We start from the raw sequence: 17,822 nt of genomic DNA on the forward strand, positions 1-17,822 counted from the left end.
GGCCTTTTTCGTATCGGTCGATCAGGCGTTCATGAGGGCCTTTTCGATGTCCTTGATCGGATGCCCGGTCAGGTCCTTGTCAAGTTCGCCCTTGAGGCGGCTGCTGACTTCCTTGTGGTAATGCTTGCGCAGTTCGCCGAGCGTCTTCGGCGGTGCAACCACGATCAATGAGTCGTACTTGTTCTTCAGCGCACCGGTCTTCAGAAAGTCGGCCGCGTCGGCGGCGAAGCGATCTTCCTCGATCTGGTGGAAATCGGTCGGCTCGACCGAACTCTGCACACCGCCCTGTGGCGACGACGCGCGGCCTGCGGAATCGGTCGCCTGTTCACGCGTCGCCGGGTTGTCCTGCTCCTGCGCCTTTTCGACGACGAGATTGGGGAACTCGGTGTCGCCCTCGTTGCGCAGGAACAGCATTTTCCGGCCGTCCGCGACTAGCACGACGGAGTTGTGGGGAAGATGCATGCGTGTCTCTCCTTTTCGCTATGCGTATGCGGGGTGAACGCGCCGCATGCCGGGGAGGTTGCGCTGCCTTGCGTACGCCCCCGCCGGTCGGCATAGCCCGACCATGCACGACATACGCCTGATCCGCGACGATCCCGCCGCCTTCGACGCCGCCCTCGCCAAGCGGGGTGTCGCACCGCAGTCCGCTTCGCTGGTGACGCTCGACGAGCAGCGCCGCGCGACGATAGCGGACTCGCAGACGGCGCAGACCCGCCGCAACGAACTTTCGAAAGCGATCGGACAGGCCAAGGCGCAGAAGGACGAGGCCAAGGCGCAGGCTTTGATGGCCGACGTCGCAAGCCTGAAGGAGGCGTTGCCCACGCTGGAGGCCGACGAAGCGCGGCTTGGTGGCGAACTCCAGGCCATGCTTGCCGCGATCCCCAACCTTCCCGCAACCGACGTGCCCGAGGGCGGCGGCGAGGACGACAACGCGCTCGTCCACACGCGGGGCACGCCAACGACGTTCGCCTTCACCGCGCGCGAGCACGACGCGATCGGTCCTGCGATCGGTCTTGATTTCGAGACCGGCGCGGCGATGTCGGGGGCGCGCTTCACGCTGGTCCGCGGGCCCGCCGCCAAGCTTCAACGCGCGCTTGGCCAGTTCATGCTCGATCATGTAGCCGACGCCGGCTTCGAGCAGGTCTCGCCGCCGTTGCTGGTCCGCGACGAGGCCGTGTTCGGCACCGGCCAGCTACCGAAGTTCGCGGAGGATCTGTTCCGCACCACCGACGGTCGCTGGCTGATCCCGACCGCGGAGGTGAGCCTCACCAACATCGTCCGCGAACAGATCCTCACCGAGGCCGAACTGCCGCTGCGCTTCACCGCGCTGACGCCGTGCTTCCGCTCCGAGGCGGGCGCTGCGGGTCGCGATACGCGCGGCTACATCCGCCAGCATCAGTTCGACAAGGTCGAGATGGTCTCGATCGTCACCCCCGACATGTCCGAGGCCGAGCACGAGCGCATGACGGCGTGCGCGGAGGGCGTGCTCGACGCGTTGCAGCTACCGTTCAGGCGGATGCTCCTATGCACCGGCGATATGGGTTTCACCGCGGCACGCACCTACGATCTGGAAGTCTGGCTGCCGGGCCAGGCGCGCTACCGTGAGATCAGCAGCGTCTCGACCTGCACCGATTTCCAGGCGCGGCGGATGAACGCACGCTACCGGCCCGAGGGCGAGAAGGGCACGCGGTTCGTCCACACGCTCAACGGCTCCGCGCTCGCGGTCGGGCGAACGCTCGTTGCAGTGCTGGAGAATTATCAGCAGGAAGACGGCTCGGTCGCAGTTCCCGCCGTGCTCCAGCCGTATCTTGGCGGGCTCACCGTCCTGGAGCCAAAGCGCTGATGCGGATCCTGCTCACCAATGACGACGGCTATCATGCGCCCGGCCTGAAGGTGCTGGAGACGATCGCACGTACGCTGTCCGACGATGTCTGGATCGTCGCGCCCGCCGAGGAACAGTCGGGCGCCGGCCATTCGCTGACGCTGTCGCGGCCGATCCGGGTGCGGAAACACGGCGAAAAGCGCTACGCCGTCGCGGGCACCCCGACCGACGCGGTGATGATGGCGCTCGCCAAGATCATGAAGGATTGCCCGCCCGACCTGATCCTGTCGGGCGTCAACCGGGGCGCGAACCTGGCCGAGGACGTGACCTATTCGGGGACCGTCTCGGCTGCGATGGAGGGTGCGCTCGGCGGTATCCGTTCAATGGCGCTGAGCCAGATCTACAGCCGCGAGGGCATGGGCGACAGCGTGCCGTTCGAGGCGGCGGCGGCATGGGGCGAACGCGTGTTGCGGCCGTTGATCGATGCTCCGCTCGCACCGCGTACGCTCGTCAATATCAACTTCCCCGCGGGCCCGGCCGATGCGGTGAAGGGCATTCGCGTCGTCGGCCAGGGTTTCCGCGACTATGGCCGGTTGCAGATCGTCAGCAACACCGATCCGCGCGGGTACGAATATCACTGGTTCGCGCTTGGCCGAACCGTCGAGACGCCGGCGCCCTCGACCGACCTTGAAGCGACCGCGGCGGGGTACGTCTCGGTCACGCCGCTGCATCTCGACCTGACCCATTTCGAGTCGATGGACATGCTGACGCAGGCCTATCGTTGATGCGGCGTGCGGGCGTCCTGGTTCCGCTGGCGACGCTCGCGCTGGCCGCGTGCATTCCGCACGTCGATCACCCCGCCGGCTACGGTAATCCGCCACGGCGTCCGTACCGCGATCCGCCGCCCCGCCGCGACGATCCGCCGCGTCCCCGTGACGATTCGCCGCGGGAGGATACGCCGCGCGACGACCGGCAGCCGCAGGACATCCCCGGACGTGACACGGGCGAGGTCACCACCCTGCCCGCCCCGCGCCCCGCCTGGGAGGCGCGGCCGGTCAGCGCGGATGCGAAGACGATCCCTGACACGACCTATGTGGTCCGCCCCGGCGATACGTTAAGCCGCGTGGTCGATCGCAGCGGTGCGAGCCTCGAAGCGATCGCGCGCGCGAACGACCTCGAATCGCCCTATTCGATCCAAGCCGGCCAACGGTTGCAGATCCCTGGTGGCCGCTATCACCAGGTCCGCCGCGGCGAGACTGGGATCGCGATCGCGCGCGCGTACGGCGTCGAATGGTCGCGGATCGTCGCTGCCAACGCGCTCGTCGAGCCCTACGTGCTGCGCGCCGACCAGCGCATCCAGATCCCCGGCGAGCCGAGCGGCGGCACTGCGACCGCATCGGAACGCGCGCGCGCCTTCACGCTCGATATCGACGATATCCTGACCGGAGGCGAACCCGCGCTCGCCAGCAACCAGGCGCCGGCGAGGCCGATCGCGACACCGCGCCGCGTGCTGCCGTCGAATGCCGTCGTCACCGCGCCGGCGCGTCTCGCGAGCGGCGGGTTCCTGTGGCCGGTCGACGGCAAGGTCGTGAAACGCTTCGGCCACGGCGCGAGCGGCGAACGCAACGACGGCATCAAGATCGCCGTACCGGTCTCGACGCCGATCCATGCGGCCGCGGACGGCGTCGTCGCCTATGTCGGCGACGGCATCGCTGCGCTCGGCGGGCTGGTGATCATCAAGCACGGCGGCGGCTGGACGAGCGTCTATGGCCACGCGTCTAAGCTGCTCGTGCAACGCGGCCAGAGCGTCAAGCGAGGCCAGACGGTGGCGCTGTCGGGGGATACCGGCTTCGCGGATCGGCCGGAGTTGCATTTCGAACTGCGCAAGGGGCGGACGCCGGTGGATCCAACGTCGCAATTGCCGCGAACGTGATTCTCCCCTCCCGCTTGCGGGAGGGGTCGGGGGAGGGCATGGGGGCAAGGAAGCCCCTCCCCTAACCCCTCCGCACGCGGAAGGGGAACGAGACGCACCATGACCTACCAGTCCGACCTGCTCACCACGCTGACCTCGCGCGGCTATGTCCACCAGATGACCGACGCGGCCGCGCTCGATGCCCGCGCCGCCAAACAAGTGGTGCCCGGCTATATCGGCTTCGATCCGACCGCGCCGTCGCTCCACGTCGGCAGCCTCGTCCAGATCATGCTGCTCCGTCGGCTCCAGCAGACCGGACACAAACCGATCGTCCTGATGGGCGGCGGCACCGGCAAGATCGGCGATCCGAGCTTCAAGGACGAGGCGCGCAAGCTGCTCGGCGAGGACGGGATCAAGGCCAACGTCGCCTCGATCCGCCGCATCTTCGAACGCTTCCTGACCTTCGCGCCTGAGGGTGAAGTGGGGGCCCCGACCGACGCGGTGATGCTCGACAATGCCGAGTGGCTGGACGCGCTCGAATACATCCCGTTCCTGCGCGACGTCGGCCAGCATTTCTCGGTCAACCGGATGCTCGCGTTCGATTCGGTCAAGCTCCGCCTCGACCGCGAACAGTCGCTGAGCTTTCTCGAATTCAACTACATGATCCTCCAGGCGTACGACTTCCTCGAATTGTCGCGTCGCGCCGACTGCCGGTTGCAGATGGGCGGCTCGGATCAGTGGGGCAACATCGTCAACGGCATCGAACTCGCACGCCGGATGGACTCGACCGAGGTCTACGGTGTCACCACTCCGCTGATCACGACCGCGGATGGCGGCAAGATGGGCAAGACGATGTCGGGCGCGGTCTGGCTGCACGAGGACCAGTTGCCGCACTTCGACTACTGGCAGTTCTGGCGCAACACCGACGACCGCGACGTCGGCCGTTTCCTGAAGCTGTTCACCGACCTCCCGCTCGACGAGATCGCGCGTCTCGAAGCGCTCGAAGGCGCGGAGATCAATGCCGCCAAGATCGTCCTCGCCAACGAAGCGACCGCGATGTGCCGCGGTCGCGATGCTGCCGACCAAGCCGCCGAGACCGCACGTAAGACGTTCGAGGAGGGCGCGTCGGGCGACTCGCTACCGAGCTACGCCATTACGGGTGGGTCGATTGGTGTCGTCGAGGCGCTGGTCGGGTTGGGCTTCGTGGCGTCCAATGGCGAGGCCCGCCGGAAGATCGCCGAGGGCGCCGTGCGTGTCGATGGCGAGGCCGTCCGCGAGCCGACCATCAGCATCGACGTCGCGTCGCCCGTCCGGCTCAGCCTCGGCAAGAAACGACATGGGATGCTAACCCCCTCGTAATAGACGCATTCTCGTTTCGAAGAACGTCGCGTTAAGCATCACCGTTCGTATCGGGTTCACGCCGCGCGCCGTACACAAGCGGGATGGTTATTCCAGGGGAGCGATCGATGCCACGCTACGCAATGGCCGTTCGCGATGCGCGCGGCGAGCCCCGCGACGAAGTCATGCACCGCACGCATGCGCTCGACGGCGACGACCGCATGGTCAAGCTGGTGCTTGTCAACATGTCCGCCAATGGCCTGATGGCACGGTGTGACGGCGATCCGGCCGCGGGTGATCGACTGCGGATACGCCTGCCGATCTTCGGCTATGTCGACGCGGTCGTACGGTGGTCGCTCGGCGGTCGGATCGGATGCGAGCTCGAACGGACGATCCCTCTCGCCGAATATTACACGATGCTCACGGTGATGATCCGCAACAGCTGACCGTTCAGCCGGAGCGGAGCAGCGCCACGCCGGCGTCGCGGTCGAACAGATAGAGGGCGGTGCGCGCTGCCTGCCCTCTCGGTCCCTCCAACCCACCGTCGCGGTCGATCAGCAGACGCGCGTCGTCATGCGCGCATTGCAGCAGGTCGGCCATCATGTCTGGCGTGGCCAGACGGAACGCCATCTCGCCAGACTGTTTCGTGCCGAGCAGTTCGCCCGCGCCCCGCAACCGCAGATCCTCCTCGGCGATCCGGAAGCCGTCGTTCGTCTCGCGCATCAACGCGAGGCGCGCGCGGGATGTCTCGCTAAGCGAGGACCCGCGCATCAGCAAGCAGATCGACCGCCCGGTGCCGCGCCCTACCCGTCCGCGGAGCTGGTGGAGCTGGGCGAGGCCGAAGCGGTCGGCGTGCTCGATCACGATTAGCGTCGCGTTGGGGACGTCGACGCCGACCTCGATCACCGTCGTCGCGACCAGCACAGAAGTTCGCGCGGCGGAGAACTCGGCCATCACCGCATCCTTTTCCGCTGGCTTCATGCGGCCGTGGACGAGCGCGACCTTGTCGCCGAAGCGCGCGCGCAGGGTTTCCGCGCGCATCTCGGCGGCGGCGAGGTCGCTCTTCTCGCTCTCCTCGACCAGCGGGCATACCCAGTATGCCTGCCCGCCGTCCGCCAGATGCCGGCCGAGCGCGTTGACCACGTCGTCGAGCCGGTCTTCGGAGATCACGCGGGTTTCGATCGGCTGGCGGCCCGGCGGCATCTCGTCGAGGCGGCTCACATCCATCTCCCCGTACTGCGCGAGCGTCAGCGTACGCGGAATCGGCGTCGCGGTCATTGCCAGCAGGTGCGGCGGCGCGACCCCCTTGGCCTGCAACGTCATGCGCTGCGCGACGCCGAAGCGGTGCTGCTCGTCGACCACCACGAGCCCGAGATCCTTGTAGCCGACCGCGTCCTGGAAGATCGCGTGCGTGCCGACGAGGATGTCGATCTCGCCGCTCGCCAGCGCCATCAGCGTCGCCTCCCGCACGCGGCCCTTGTCGCGACCAGTCAGCACGCCGATCTCGATCGGCAGGCCGGCGAGCGTTTTCCGCAGCGTCTCGTAATGCTGGCGCGCGAGGATCTCGGTCGGCGCGAGCATCGCCGCCTGCGCGCCGGCCTCGACCGCGATCAGCATCGCCATCGCCGCGACCAGCGTCTTGCCCGAGCCGACATCGCCCTGCAGCAGCCGTAGCATCGGCGCGGTCTGCGCGAGATCGCCCTCAATCTCGCCGACCGTCCGCGATTGCGCGCCGGTCAGCGTGTAGGGCAGCTTCAGCAAGTCGCGCAGCCGGCCGTCGCCCTGCAACGCCCGCCCTCGCCGCTTGCGGGTATCCGCGCGGACGATCGTCATCGCCAACTGGTTCGCGAACACCTCGTCATAGGCGAGCCGCTCGCGCGCCTTCGCATCCGATGGGTCAGCGTGGATGCGCGCGAGCGACTCGTGCCAGCCGGGCCATTCGCGTTTCGCCTTCAGGCCCGGCTCGATCCACTCGGGCAGGTCCGGCGCGCGCGCGACCGCCTGCGCGGTCAGCGCCGCCAGTCGCCGCGACGTGAGGCCTTCCGACAGCGGATAGGTCGGCTCGCGCTCGCGCAACTCCTCGTCGGGTTCGACGATGTCGGGATGGACGATCTGCAATTCCTGGCCGTATTCGTCGAGCCGGCCCGAAATCCGCTTGGCCTCACCGATCGGCAGCAGCTTCTTCGCCCAACCGGAACTCCCGCCGAAGAAAACCAGGCTGACGTAATTGCCAAGCTCGTCGGTAGCCTGCACCCGCGTAGGCCCCCGCCCCGCACTGATCTTGTAGTCGCGCGGCGTCAGCGTGATCGTGATGATCCGCCCCGCATCGCTCGACATCAGCTCGGTGCGCGGCAGGCGATCGACGTAACCGGTCGGCAGATGGAAGGCGACGTCAACGACGCGCGCGAGCCCGAGCCGGTCGAGTGGCTTGGCGAGCGCGGGCCCCACCCCTTTCAGGACGAGGGTTTCGGCGAACAGCGGATTGAGGATTTCGGGTCGCATGACTATCTGCTCCATATAGCCAAGCCGACGCCCGCCGCCAGCGGTCGCCGGTCTATCGGCGTTGGAGATACGATGGATCACGAAACCCGCCTGAAGCGCCTCGGCTTTCGCAGCTCGCACCGCGGCACGCGCGAAGCCGACATGATGATCGGCGGCTTCTTCGCGACCTATGGCCGGACGTGGACGCCGGAAGAGCTCGACTGGTTCGAGGCGCTGCTCGAGGAGCAGGACGTCGACATCATGGGCTGGGCGATCGGCTCGATCGTGTGTCCGCCCGAGTGGGACGGGCCGATGATGCAGGCGATGCGCGACATTAATTACGTCACGGTCGTGAAGTAACGCACTCCCTCTCCCCTCCGGGGAGAGGGTCGGGGTGAGGGGCAGCCGCAAACGCAGCGCCCGGAACAGCCCCTCACCCAACCCTCTCCCCGACGGGGAGAGGGCTTTAGGAAAACGATGCCAGACCTCAAGACGATCCTCTCCGCGAAAACCCCGCTGACGCTGTCGGGCGTGCCGTCCGGCTTCCAGCCGTCGCTGCTGGCCGACCTCGCCCGCGCTGCGAAGACCCGCGCGGTGTTCATCGCGCCGGACGATGCGGCGATGCGCGCGGTCGCCTCGACCGCGGCGTATTTCGCGCCCGATCTCGAAGTGCTGAGCTTCCCGGCATGGGACTGCCTCCCCTACGACCGCGCCTCACCTACGCTGCGCATCATGGCCGAGCGTGTCGCGGCGCTGCAACGCCTGCAGGGTAAGCCGAAGGGGCCGCAGCTCCTTCTCACGACCGCCAACGCCGCGACGCAGCGCGTCCTCACCCCGTTCCGCATCCGCCAGCTCGTCGCGCGGCTCGCGCCCGGCGAGCGGATCGGCCGCGACAAGCTCGCCATGCTGCTCCAGGCGAACGGCTATGTCCGCACCGACACCGTCCACGATCAGGGCGAATATGCGGTCCGCGGTGGGATCGTCGATCTCTATCCGTCGGGCGAAGACCACGCGCTCCGCCTCGATTTCTTCGGCGACGAGATCGAGAGCGTCCGCACGTTCGACGCGGCGGACCAACGCACCACCGGCCGGATCGACGGCTTCGTCCTGCTCCCCGCATCCGAGGCGCTGCTCGACGAGGACTCGATCAAGCGCTTCAGGACCCGCTACCGCGACGCGTTCGGCGCGACTGCGACCGGCGATCCGATGTACCAGGCGATCTCCGAAGGCCGCCGCATCGCGGGCATGGAGCATTGGCTGCCGCTGTTCGAAGAGAAGATGGCGACACTGTTCGACCATCTCGGCGCCGACGACGTGGTGGTGCGCGACAACGGCGTCGCCGCAGCGGTCGAAAGCCGGCTCGAATCGATCGCCGACTATTACGAGAACCGCAAACGCGCCGAGGCCGCCCAGCCCGGCAGCTATCGGCCGATGCCCGCCAAGGCGCTCTATCTCGACGCGCAGGAATGGTCCGGCGGGGTCGAGGCGTTCGCCGCGCACATCACATCGCCGTTCCACGAACCGCCGAGCGACACCGTGCTCGACTTCGACGTCGACGGCCCACGCGATTTCGGCCCCGAGCGCGCCGCGCAGGCGAACATCTACGAAGCCGTTGCCGACCACGTCGAGAAGCTCCGGGAACAGGGCCGTAAGCCGATCCTCGCCAGCTATTCGATCGGCGCGCGTGAACGCCTGGGGAGCCTGCTCGCAGACCACGGCATGAAAGGCGGCAAGCACGCCGAGACGTGGCAGGAAGCGCTCGGCGTCGCCGACACCGCAAAGAGCTTCGGCGTCGCGCTGATCGTCCTGCCGCTCGACCACGGCTTCACCGCGCCGGGGATCGCGGTGCTCACCGAGCAGGACATGCTCGGCGACCGCCTCGTCCACCGCAAGAAGCGCAAGAAATCCGCCGACGCGTTCCTCGCCGAACTCGCGACGCTGACGCCCGGCGATCTGGTCGTCCACACCGAGCACGGGATCGGCCGCTACGAGGGCCTGACCTCGATCCCGGTCGGCCAGAGCCCGCACGACTGCGTTGCGCTGAGCTATGCCGGCGGCGACAAGCTGTACGTGCCGGTCGAGAATATCGACGTCCTCTCGCGCTACGGTTCGTCCGAGGAAGGCGCGACGCTCGACCGGCTTGGCGGCGAAGGGTGGCAGCGTCGCAAGTCGAAGATGAAGGAGCGGATCCGCGAAATCGCCGGCGAACTCATCGCGACCGCCGCCGAACGCGCGCTGCATCCGGGCGATGTGCTCGAACCCGATGCAAGCGGCTATCCGAGCTTCGTCGACCGCTTCCCGTACGAGGAAACCGAGGATCAGGACCGCGCGATCGAGGACGTGCTTGGTGACTTGGCCGCGGGCAAACCGATGGACCGTCTAGTGGTCGGCGATGTCGGCTTCGGCAAGACCGAGGTCGCGCTGCGCGCCGCGTTCGTCGCGGCGATGGGCGGCAAGCAGGTCGCGATCGTCTGCCCGACGACATTGCTCGCCCGCCAGCACTACAACAACTTCGTCGCCCGCTTCGAAGGGTTCCCGATGAACATGGGTCGCCTCTCCCGCCTCGTCACCGCGAGCGAGGCGAAGGCGACCAAGGAGGGGCTGGCGAACGGCACGATCGACGTCGTCATCGGCACGCATGCGCTGCTCGCAAAGAACATCGACTTCAAGCGGCTCGGTCTCGTGGTGGTCGACGAGGAACAGCGGTTCGGCGTCACGCACAAGGAGCGGCTCAAGGCGCTGCGGGCGGACGTCCACATGCTGACGCTGACCGCGACGCCGATTCCGCGCACACTCCAGATGGCGATGTCGGGGATCCGCGAGCTGTCGGTGATCCAGACCCCGCCGGTCGATCGCCTCGCGGTGCGGACCTACATCATGCCGTTCGATCCGGTCGTGTTGCGCGAGGCGTTGCTGCGCGAGCATTACCGTGGCGGCCAGAGCTTCGTCGTCACGCCAAGGGTCGCGGACCTGCCCGAGATCGAGGATTTCCTGCGCGAACAGGTGCCCGAGATCCGCTTCGTCGTCGCGCACGGCCAGATGTCGCCGACCGAGGTCGAGGAGCGCATGTCCGCGTTCTACGACAAGAAGTTCGAGGTGCTGGTCTCGACCACGATCATCGAGAGCGGGATCGACATCGCGTCCGCCAACACGATGATCGTCCACCGCGCCGACCGCTTCGGCCTCGCCCAGCTGTACCAGTTGCGCGGGCGCGTGGGGCGCTCGAAGACGCGCGCATACGCGTATCTGGTTACCCCGCCCGAACGGCAGATGACGGTGACCGCCGAAAAGCGCCTGAAAGTGCTGTCCGATCTCGATTCGCTGGGGGCTGGCTTCCAGCTGGCGAGCCATGATCTGGATATCCGCGGCGCGGGCAACATGCTCGGCGACGAGCAGACCGGGCATATCAAGGAGGTCGGCTTCGAACTCTACCAGGCGATGCTGGAAGAGGCGATCATGGACGCCAAGGCCGGCGGCATGACCTCGTCGCGGCCGCGCGATTTCTCGCCGCAGATCACGGTCGACGCGCCGATCCTCATTCCCGAGGATTACGTCCCCGATCTCGACCTGCGGATGGGGCTGTATCGTCGCCTCAACGATCTCGACGAGGGCCAGGAGATCGAGGCGTTCGCCGCCGAGATGATCGATCGCTTCGGCCCGCTGCCGGATGCGACCGAGAATTTGATCAAGGTCATCGAGATCAAGCTGAACGCGAAACGCGCGTGCGTGTCGAAGATCGACGTGGGGCCGAAGGGCGTGCTGGTGTCGTTCCATGACGACAAGCCGCCGAACATCGACAAGCTGCTGGCGTATGTCGAGCGGCTGAACGGCGTCGCGCGGTTGCGGCCTGACAGCAAGCTGGTGCTGCAACGCGCGTGGGGTGATCCGAAGGCTCGGCTGCATGGCGCGTTGCAGTTGTCGAAAGGGTTGGCGAAGGCGGCTTCTTAAGCCCTCTCCCCTCTGGCGAGAGGCTTGGGTGAGGGGCGCCGCGAACGCTGCTGCCGACAACAGCCCCTCACCCCGGCCCTCTCCCCGAAGGGGAGAGGGAGCAGCGCAACAAAAAGGCCGGACTACCCTGGGGTAGCCCGGCCTATTTACCGTCTCGAAAGCCTTAGCTTACTTTGGCAGCACGACGCTCGGGCCAATGCTATCGACGACCTTGCGCGCATCGAACGCCCGGATGTTGTCGCGCGGGATCGGGCCCTTGCGCATCACGATCTCCGCGGTCGCCTCATAGCGATCGATCGTGCGGATATCGAAGTCGTTGCCCCATGGGCCACCACCGAACCCGCCATAGCCGCCGCCGAAACCACCACCGAAGCCGCCATAAGGGCTCCAGTTGCGCCAGCCGAAGCCGCGGCCGTAATAGCGCCACGACGGACCCCAATAGCCGCCGAAGCCGCCATAGCCGAACCCGCCACCGATCCCCGGCGTCGAGTAGGTCCGCGACTGGAGGTTGGTGTCGCGGTCGGCCATCAGGTAATAGTCATAGCCATTCTGCAACGTCAGCTCGGCCGCGCGGAAGAACAGGTAACGCTCGACCGTATCGCGCGACGTGACGCTGTTGCCGGCGAAGCTGACGAGGAAGCGGCCCGGCTCTACCTGCCGGTCGCTATAGCCGGTGCGGCTGAACCCCTGGCCCGTCGCCGGCCGATAGGTGGTCTCGGTCGCGCAACCGGCCAGCAATAGAGCGCCCGTTGCGAGCGCTGCCAATGCGACCTTGCGACCAGGTTTCATGAACATGGTATGTCTCCGTTCGCGGCGAGTGCGGCGAAACGCCTCTTAATAGCCGTCAGTGGTGGAACGGTTGATGAACGGGTTCGCTCCAATGCGCCACCTTGCTGACTCATTTTTCACGTTTCGTCTAAACGCCGATCAAGTGCAGCGCCAATGTGCGGCGATGCGGGCGGCGGCGATGCTCGAACAGGTAGATGCCCTGCCATGTGCCGAACGCGAGTCGGCCGTCGATCAGTGGGATCGAGAGCTGGACCTGGGTAAGCGCGGTGCGGAGGTGGGCCGGCATGTCGTCCGGGCCTTCGTCGTCGTGTTCGTAGTCACGTGATTCCGGGGCGATGCGGGCGAAGTAGGCTTCCAGGTCAGTCCGAACTTCGGGCGCGGCGTTTTCTTGGATCAAGAGGGAGGCGGAGGTGTGGCGACAGAACACCGTCAGCAGGCCCTCCGATATGCGTTGGTCGCGGGTCCAGCGGGCGATCTGGTCGGTGACGTCGACGAGGCCTTGGCGGGTGGTGTCGATGGTTAGGATCGTGGTGGCTTGGCGCATGGGGTCCTAACGATCGGTTCCGAGGGTTGCTCCGTGTCCCGTTCCCCGAGAGTAACCGTTCCCCCGCGAAAGCGGGAGTCCAGGAGTCCCATAGACCACCGCCAATGGCCTGGACTCCCGCCTTCGCGGGAGAACCGGAGGGTGCGTCATATAGTGGATGCACGCCGACCGAGTATCCCCACCCCGGCGGAGGCCGGGGCCCAGTTAGGGGACGTTGCTAACGGCCGGTGCGCTTCGTTACTCCGACCTTTCCAGCTGGGCCCCGGCCTTCGCCGGGGTGGTAGTAGATCGGGAGGGTCTCGTTAGTTCATCCAAATATCAAACCGCCCCGTGGCACTGCTTGTACTTACGCCCCGACCCACAAGGGCAAGGCGCATTGCGACTCACCACACCCTCCCAGTTCGCAGGATCCTCACCGATATCGGCCTCCTGCGGCTGAGGGATCTGCAACGGCGGCATCGTCGAGGTGATGTGGCCGCGCGTTCCCGCATCGAAGTCGTTCGAATCATCCTCGCCTGTGAACGGGTCGAAATGCGTCGTGATGAAATCCGGCAGTTCGGGCAAGCCGACCGGCGCCTGCATCTGGAACTGGGCGTGCGCGATCGTCTTGGTCACGTCCTCGCGGATCGTCTCGAGCATGCGCTGGAACAGCGAGAACGCCTCCTGCTTATACTCGTTGATCGGCGTCTTCTGGGCGTAGGCGCGCAGATGGACGACCTGACGCAGCGCGTCGAGCGTCGCGAGATGCTCCTTCCAGTGATGGTCGAGGTTCTGCAACAGGATCGACTTCTCGACCGAGGTCCACGTCTCCGCATCGAGATCCGCCGACTTCTGCGCGATCGCCTCGTCCGCCATTGCGCGGACGCGCTCCTCGATCACCTCGGGGTCGACCGACTCCTCCAGCAACCACGCGTCGATCTGCGGCTCGAGGTTCATCACCTCGGCAAGCCGCGTCTTCATCCCCGCGACGTCCCACTGCTCGGGATACGAGTTGGGCGGGCACGCATCGCCGACGATCACGTTGACCGTCTCCGCGCGCATGTCGGTCACCACATCGCCGACCGTATCGGCATCCATGATGTCCGCACGCTGCTCGTAGATGACCTTGCGCTGTTCGTTCATCACGTCATCATATTCGACGACCTGCTTGCGGATGTCGTAGTTGCGCGCCTCGACCTTCTTCTGCGCGGTCTCGATCGCCTTGCTCAGCCACTTGCTGCCGATCGCCTCGCCGTCCTCGATATTGTTGCGCATCATCTTGGCAAACAGCGTGTCCGGCCCGAAGATTCGCAGCAGATCGTCGTCGAGGCTGAGGTAGAAGCGCGACAGGCCCGGATCGCCCTGACGACCCGACCGCCCGCGCAGCTGGTTGTCGATACGCCGGCTCTCGTGCCGCTCGGTGCCGAGCACGAACAGCCCGCCCGCGGCGAGCACCGCCTGCTTCTCCGCCTCGATCTCGATCGTGATCCGCGCCGCCGCCTCGTCATACTCCGGCGTGCCCTCGACCAGTTCGGGATGCTCGTCGAGCATGCGGAATTCGAGGTTGCCGCCGAGTTTGATGTCGGTGCCGCGGCCCGCCATGTTGGTCGCGATCGTCACCGCGGACTTGCGCCCGGCCTGCGCGACGATGTGCGCCTCCATCTCGTGGAAGCGCGCGTTGAGCACCTTGTGATCGACGTTCTCGCCGACCAGGAACTCGCTCAGCATTTCCGACTTCTCGATCGACACCGTGCCGACCAGCACTGGTTGACCGAGGTCCGCGTGATGCTTGATCTTCTTGGCGATCGCCGCGAACTTGTCCTTGGTGTCCTTGTAGAACTCGTCTTCCTCGTCGACGCGCTTGACCTCGACGTTGGTCGGGATGCTGACGACGTTGATCTTGTAGATGTCGTAGAATTCGGCCGCTTCGGTCGCCGCGGTGCCGGTCATGCCGCCGATCTTCGGGTACATGCGGAAATAGTTCTGGAACGTGATCGAGGCCATCGTCTGGTTCTCGGGCTCGATCTGGACGCCCTCCTTCGCCTCGACCGCCTGGTGCAGGCCGTCCGACCAGCGCCGACCATCCATCATGCGACCGGTGAACTCGTCGATGATGATGACCTTGCCGTCCTTGACGATGTAGTCGATGTCCGACTTGAACATCACGATCGCGCGCAGCGCCTGGTTGAGGTGATGCACGACCTGCGTGTTCTCGAAGTCGTACAGGTTCTGCCCCTCGAGCAGCCCGGCCGCCTCGAGCATCCGCTCGACCTTCTCGGTGCCGTCCTCGGTAAGGATGATCGTCTTCTGCTTCTCGTCCTTGTCGTAGTCGGCGGGATCGAGCTGCTTCACGACTGCGTCGACCTGCATGTACAGCTCGGACTTGTCGTCGGTCGGGCCGGAGATGATCAGCGGCGTGCGGGCTTCGTCGATCAGCACCGAATCGACCTCGTCGACCACCGCGAAGTTGAACGCGCGCTGCGTCATCGCGCTGCGCTCGTACTTCATGTTGTCGCGGAGATAGTCGAACCCGAACTCGTTGTTCGTGCCGTAGGTGATGTCCGCGGCGTACGCGGCGCGGCGTTCCTCGTCCGACAGGTTCGGGATAATGACGCCGATCGTCATGCCGAGGAAGGTGTAGACCTGCCCCATCCACTCCGCATCGCGCGCCGCGAGATAGTCGTTGACGGTGACGACGTGGACGCCATCACCAGGGAGCGCGTTGAGGTAGGTCGCGAGCGTGGCGACGAGCGTCTTCCCCTCGCCCGTGCGCATCTCGGCGATCTCGCCGCGGTGGAGGACGATGCCGCCGACCATCTGTACGTCATAATGGCGCTGGCCGAGCACGCGCTTGGCGGCTTCACGGACCGTAGCGAACGCCTCGGGAAGCAGGTCGTCGAGCTTCTCGCCCTCTGCTAGCCGGGCACGGAACTTGACGGTCTGCGCGGAGAGCTCCGCGTCCGACATCGCCTGGAGCGACGGCTCGAACGAGGCGATCTTGGCGAGGATCGGGTTGAGCGACTTGACGTAGCGGTCGTTGGACGAACCGAACAAGGATTTGGCGAGGCCACCGAACATGGGCTGATTTCCTGAATTTGAGACGCGGCGGCACACGGTGGGCGCACGCGGAAGCGGATCGCTCGGATCCAAAGGTTACGATAAGGTCACACCAAGACGCTATTCGCGGCGGCGCTCTGCCCATAGCGGAAGCGAGACGATTGCGATGGTGCGCAACGTGGTAGCGACTGCAACCTGAAGCAGCGCGGGAAGGCCAGATACGGGCCTTACCAGCACCTTGGCTGGCGTTGCTGCTATCGACTGCGAGCAAACGCTGCCTTGTGCGACGGCCTGTGCCGACTGCCCACGTACGCCAGGTACCGCGCCGGTCAGCGCGGACAAGAGGGCAGAGAGGAGCAGCAGCAGGTTCATGCAGCACCGGCTGTATGCGAGCCGGCTCGGAAAATCTACCGTTCGTCTCAGGGCAGAGCCCATCGGACGCGCGGCAATTCGATGCGCGAGGGGATTGCACGCCCCTTCGCGTCGCGCGCGGGGGTGAACTGGCCGTGGCGAACCGCGGCGCGGCACGTTCCTTCATCGAGTGCGCTGGTCCCACTCCCCACGAGGACTTCGCACGCCTCTACCGATCCGTCGGCCGCAACGAGCAAGGCTGCTTTGACGGCACCTTCCTTGCTGGCCTGCCGCGCGGGACACCGGCGAACGTCAGCGGGTCAAGCGCAACCGCCGATCTTGCCCGCCGGACCGCAGAGACTATGAAGGCGTCATGCAGACCTCGCCCCTCGCCTTGCCCTTCCCCGCCGCCCCTTCGATCGACGGAGTCGCGCTGCATGTCGCGCGCGCGCAGTACAAGGCGTGGGACCGGTGCGACCTGACGTTCGTGACGCTTGATCCGGGGACGGTGGTGGCGGGCGTGCTGACGACCAGCAAATGCCCGTCGGCCGAGGTGGAGTGGTGCCGTGCGGCGCTGACGCTTGGCCAGGCGCGGGCGCTGGTCGTGAATGCGGGTAATTCGAACGCGTTTACCGGCGCGCGTGGCCGCGCGGCGGTCGAGGCGATCGCGGCGCGGACGGCGGCGCACCTCGGGTGCCAGCCTTCGGACGTTTTCGTGTCATCGACCGGCGTGATCGGGGTGCCGTTGCCGATCGACAAGGCCGAGGCTGGGCTCGACGCCGCGTTCGCCGCGGAACCCTGCGGCTGGGAGGATGCCGCCGCGACGATCATGACGACCGACACCTTTACCAAGGGCGCGGTGACGACCGCGGTGATCGGCGATCGCACCGTGTCGCTGGTCGGGATCATCAAGGGTTCGGGAATGATCGCGCCGGACATGGCGACGATGCTCGGCTTCATCTTCACCGACGCCGCGGTCGAGCCGGAATTCCTGCAGGCCGCGCTGTCGAAGGCGAACGCGCCGAGCTTCTCGTGCATCACCGTCGACAGCGACACCTCGACCAGCGACACGGTGCTGGCGTTCGCGACAGGCAAGGCCGGCAATGTCCCGCTGGCGGACGATGACAGCCTGGGAGCGGACGCCTTCCGCGCTGCGCTGGCAGACCTGTGCCATCAACTCGCCATGCTCGTCGTTCGTGACGGCGAAGGCGCGCAGAAGCTGATCGAGATCCAGGTGACCGGCGCGGATAGCGACCGCAGTGCCCACCGCATCGCGATGAGCATCGCCAACTCGCCGCTGGTGAAGACTGCGATTGCCGGAGAGGATGCGAACTGGGGGCGTGTGGTAATGGCAGTGGGCAAGGCCGGCGAACCCGCCGACCGCGACACGCTCTCGATCCGCTTCGGCAATACACAAGTTGCCGAGGGCGGATTGGCGCTTAGCGGCTATGACGAAGCACCGGTCGCCGCGCACCTGAAGGGACACGAGATTGAAATAGGCGTCGATCTGGCGCTTGGCGAGGGAAAGGCCACGGTGTGGACCTGCGACCTCACGCACGGCTATATCTCGATCAACGCCGACTATCGGTCATGATCACGAC

General features: G+C 66.3%; 14 protein-coding genes and 1 pseudogene. 8 read left to right on the forward strand and 7 right to left on the reverse strand.

The features are described 5' to 3' along the window. Positions 1–21: 21 nt before the first annotated feature. Positions 22–462 (reverse strand): host attachment family protein, encoded by a 441-nt coding sequence (locus AC1ME3_RS15775; protein WP_480953922.1) that lies wholly within the window; start codon positions 460–462, stop codon positions 22–24. Positions 463–565: 103 nt separating this feature from the next. On the opposite strand from AC1ME3_RS15775, the gene serS reads away from it, so the two are divergent. The 5 genes from serS to AC1ME3_RS15800 all read left to right on the forward strand — a co-directional run bounded on the left by serS (position 566) and on the right by AC1ME3_RS15800 (position 5,518). Beyond that, on the forward strand, positions 566–1,843 hold the full coding sequence (serS, locus tag AC1ME3_RS15780) for a serine--tRNA ligase (protein WP_480953923.1): 1,278 nt from the start codon (positions 566–568) through the stop codon (positions 1,841–1,843). Next, on the forward strand, positions 1,843–2,607 hold the full coding sequence (gene surE / locus AC1ME3_RS15785; RefSeq protein WP_480953924.1) for a 5'/3'-nucleotidase SurE: 765 nt from the start codon (positions 1,843–1,845) through the stop codon (positions 2,605–2,607). Before serS ends, surE begins: the two co-directional genes overlap by 1 nt. Next, positions 2,607–3,755: a peptidoglycan DD-metalloendopeptidase family protein gene (locus tag AC1ME3_RS15790; RefSeq protein ID WP_480953925.1), complete on the forward strand. Its 1,149-nt coding sequence runs from the start codon at positions 2,607–2,609 to the stop codon at positions 3,753–3,755. The genes surE and AC1ME3_RS15790 overlap by 1 nt, the downstream gene beginning before the upstream one ends. 99 nt (positions 3,756–3,854) lie before the next feature. Further along, positions 3,855–5,093, forward strand: a complete 1,239-nt coding sequence (tyrS, locus tag AC1ME3_RS15795; protein ID WP_480953926.1) for a tyrosine--tRNA ligase — start codon at positions 3,855–3,857, stop codon at positions 5,091–5,093. Between the two features lie 107 nt (positions 5,094–5,200). Then, the gene (locus tag AC1ME3_RS15800) at positions 5,201–5,518 is read left to right on the forward strand and encodes a PilZ domain-containing protein (protein ID WP_056058490.1); all 318 of its coding nucleotides are present in this window, start codon (positions 5,201–5,203) and stop codon (positions 5,516–5,518) included. A gap of 4 nt (positions 5,519–5,522) precedes the next feature. Here the strand turns inward: AC1ME3_RS15800 and recG are convergent, their stop codons facing one another. Continuing rightward, positions 5,523–7,574 (reverse strand): ATP-dependent DNA helicase RecG, encoded by a 2,052-nt coding sequence (gene recG / locus AC1ME3_RS15805; protein WP_480953927.1) that lies wholly within the window; start codon positions 7,572–7,574, stop codon positions 5,523–5,525. A 72-nt stretch (positions 7,575–7,646) separates the two neighbouring features. Here recG and AC1ME3_RS15810 point away from each other — a divergent pair, with 72 nt between their 5' ends. Together AC1ME3_RS15810 and mfd are read left to right on the forward strand one after the other, a co-directional pair. Continuing rightward, positions 7,647–7,913 carry an FAD assembly factor SdhE gene (locus tag AC1ME3_RS15810; RefSeq protein ID WP_056048683.1) on the forward strand — a complete coding sequence of 89 codons (267 nt, stop codon included), beginning with the start codon at positions 7,647–7,649 and terminating at the stop codon, positions 7,911–7,913. 117 nt (positions 7,914–8,030) lie between these two features. Next, positions 8,031–11,501 carry a transcription-repair coupling factor gene (gene mfd, locus AC1ME3_RS15815; protein ID WP_480953928.1) on the forward strand — a complete coding sequence of 1,157 codons (3,471 nt, stop codon included), beginning with the start codon at positions 8,031–8,033 and terminating at the stop codon, positions 11,499–11,501. Between the two features lie 168 nt (positions 11,502–11,669). Here mfd and AC1ME3_RS15820 read toward each other — a convergent pair whose 3' ends face one another. The 5 genes and pseudogenes from AC1ME3_RS15820 to AC1ME3_RS15840 form a co-directional block, all read right to left on the reverse strand. After that, positions 11,670–12,290: a CC0125/CC1285 family lipoprotein gene (locus AC1ME3_RS15820; protein ID WP_056059563.1), complete on the reverse strand. Its 621-nt coding sequence runs from the start codon at positions 12,288–12,290 to the stop codon at positions 11,670–11,672. Between the two features lie 127 nt (positions 12,291–12,417). Then, positions 12,418–12,834: a secondary thiamine-phosphate synthase enzyme YjbQ gene (locus tag AC1ME3_RS15825; RefSeq protein ID WP_480953929.1), complete on the reverse strand. Its 417-nt coding sequence runs from the start codon at positions 12,832–12,834 to the stop codon at positions 12,418–12,420. A gap of 318 nt (positions 12,835–13,152) precedes the next feature. Beyond that, entirely contained in the window at positions 13,153–15,891 is a 2,739-nt protein-coding gene (gene secA, locus AC1ME3_RS15830) for a preprotein translocase subunit SecA (protein WP_480953930.1), read from the reverse strand. Positions 15,892–15,990: 99 nt separating this feature from the next. Then, positions 15,991–16,242 (reverse strand): hypothetical protein, encoded by a 252-nt coding sequence (locus AC1ME3_RS15835; protein WP_480953931.1) that lies wholly within the window; start codon positions 16,240–16,242, stop codon positions 15,991–15,993. 47 nt (positions 16,243–16,289) lie between these two features. Continuing rightward, positions 16,290–16,508, reverse strand: a pseudogene (locus tag AC1ME3_RS15840) (TonB family protein); the annotation flags it as partial. An 86-nt stretch (positions 16,509–16,594) separates the two neighbouring features. Here AC1ME3_RS15840 and argJ point away from each other — a divergent pair. Next, a complete protein-coding gene (gene argJ / locus AC1ME3_RS15845) occupies positions 16,595–17,815 on the forward strand; it encodes a bifunctional glutamate N-acetyltransferase/amino-acid acetyltransferase ArgJ (RefSeq protein WP_480953932.1) in 1,221 nt (406 codons plus the stop codon). Positions 17,816–17,822 lie beyond the last annotated feature (7 nt).

This window comes from Sphingomonas sp. BL2, from assembly GCF_056680015.1.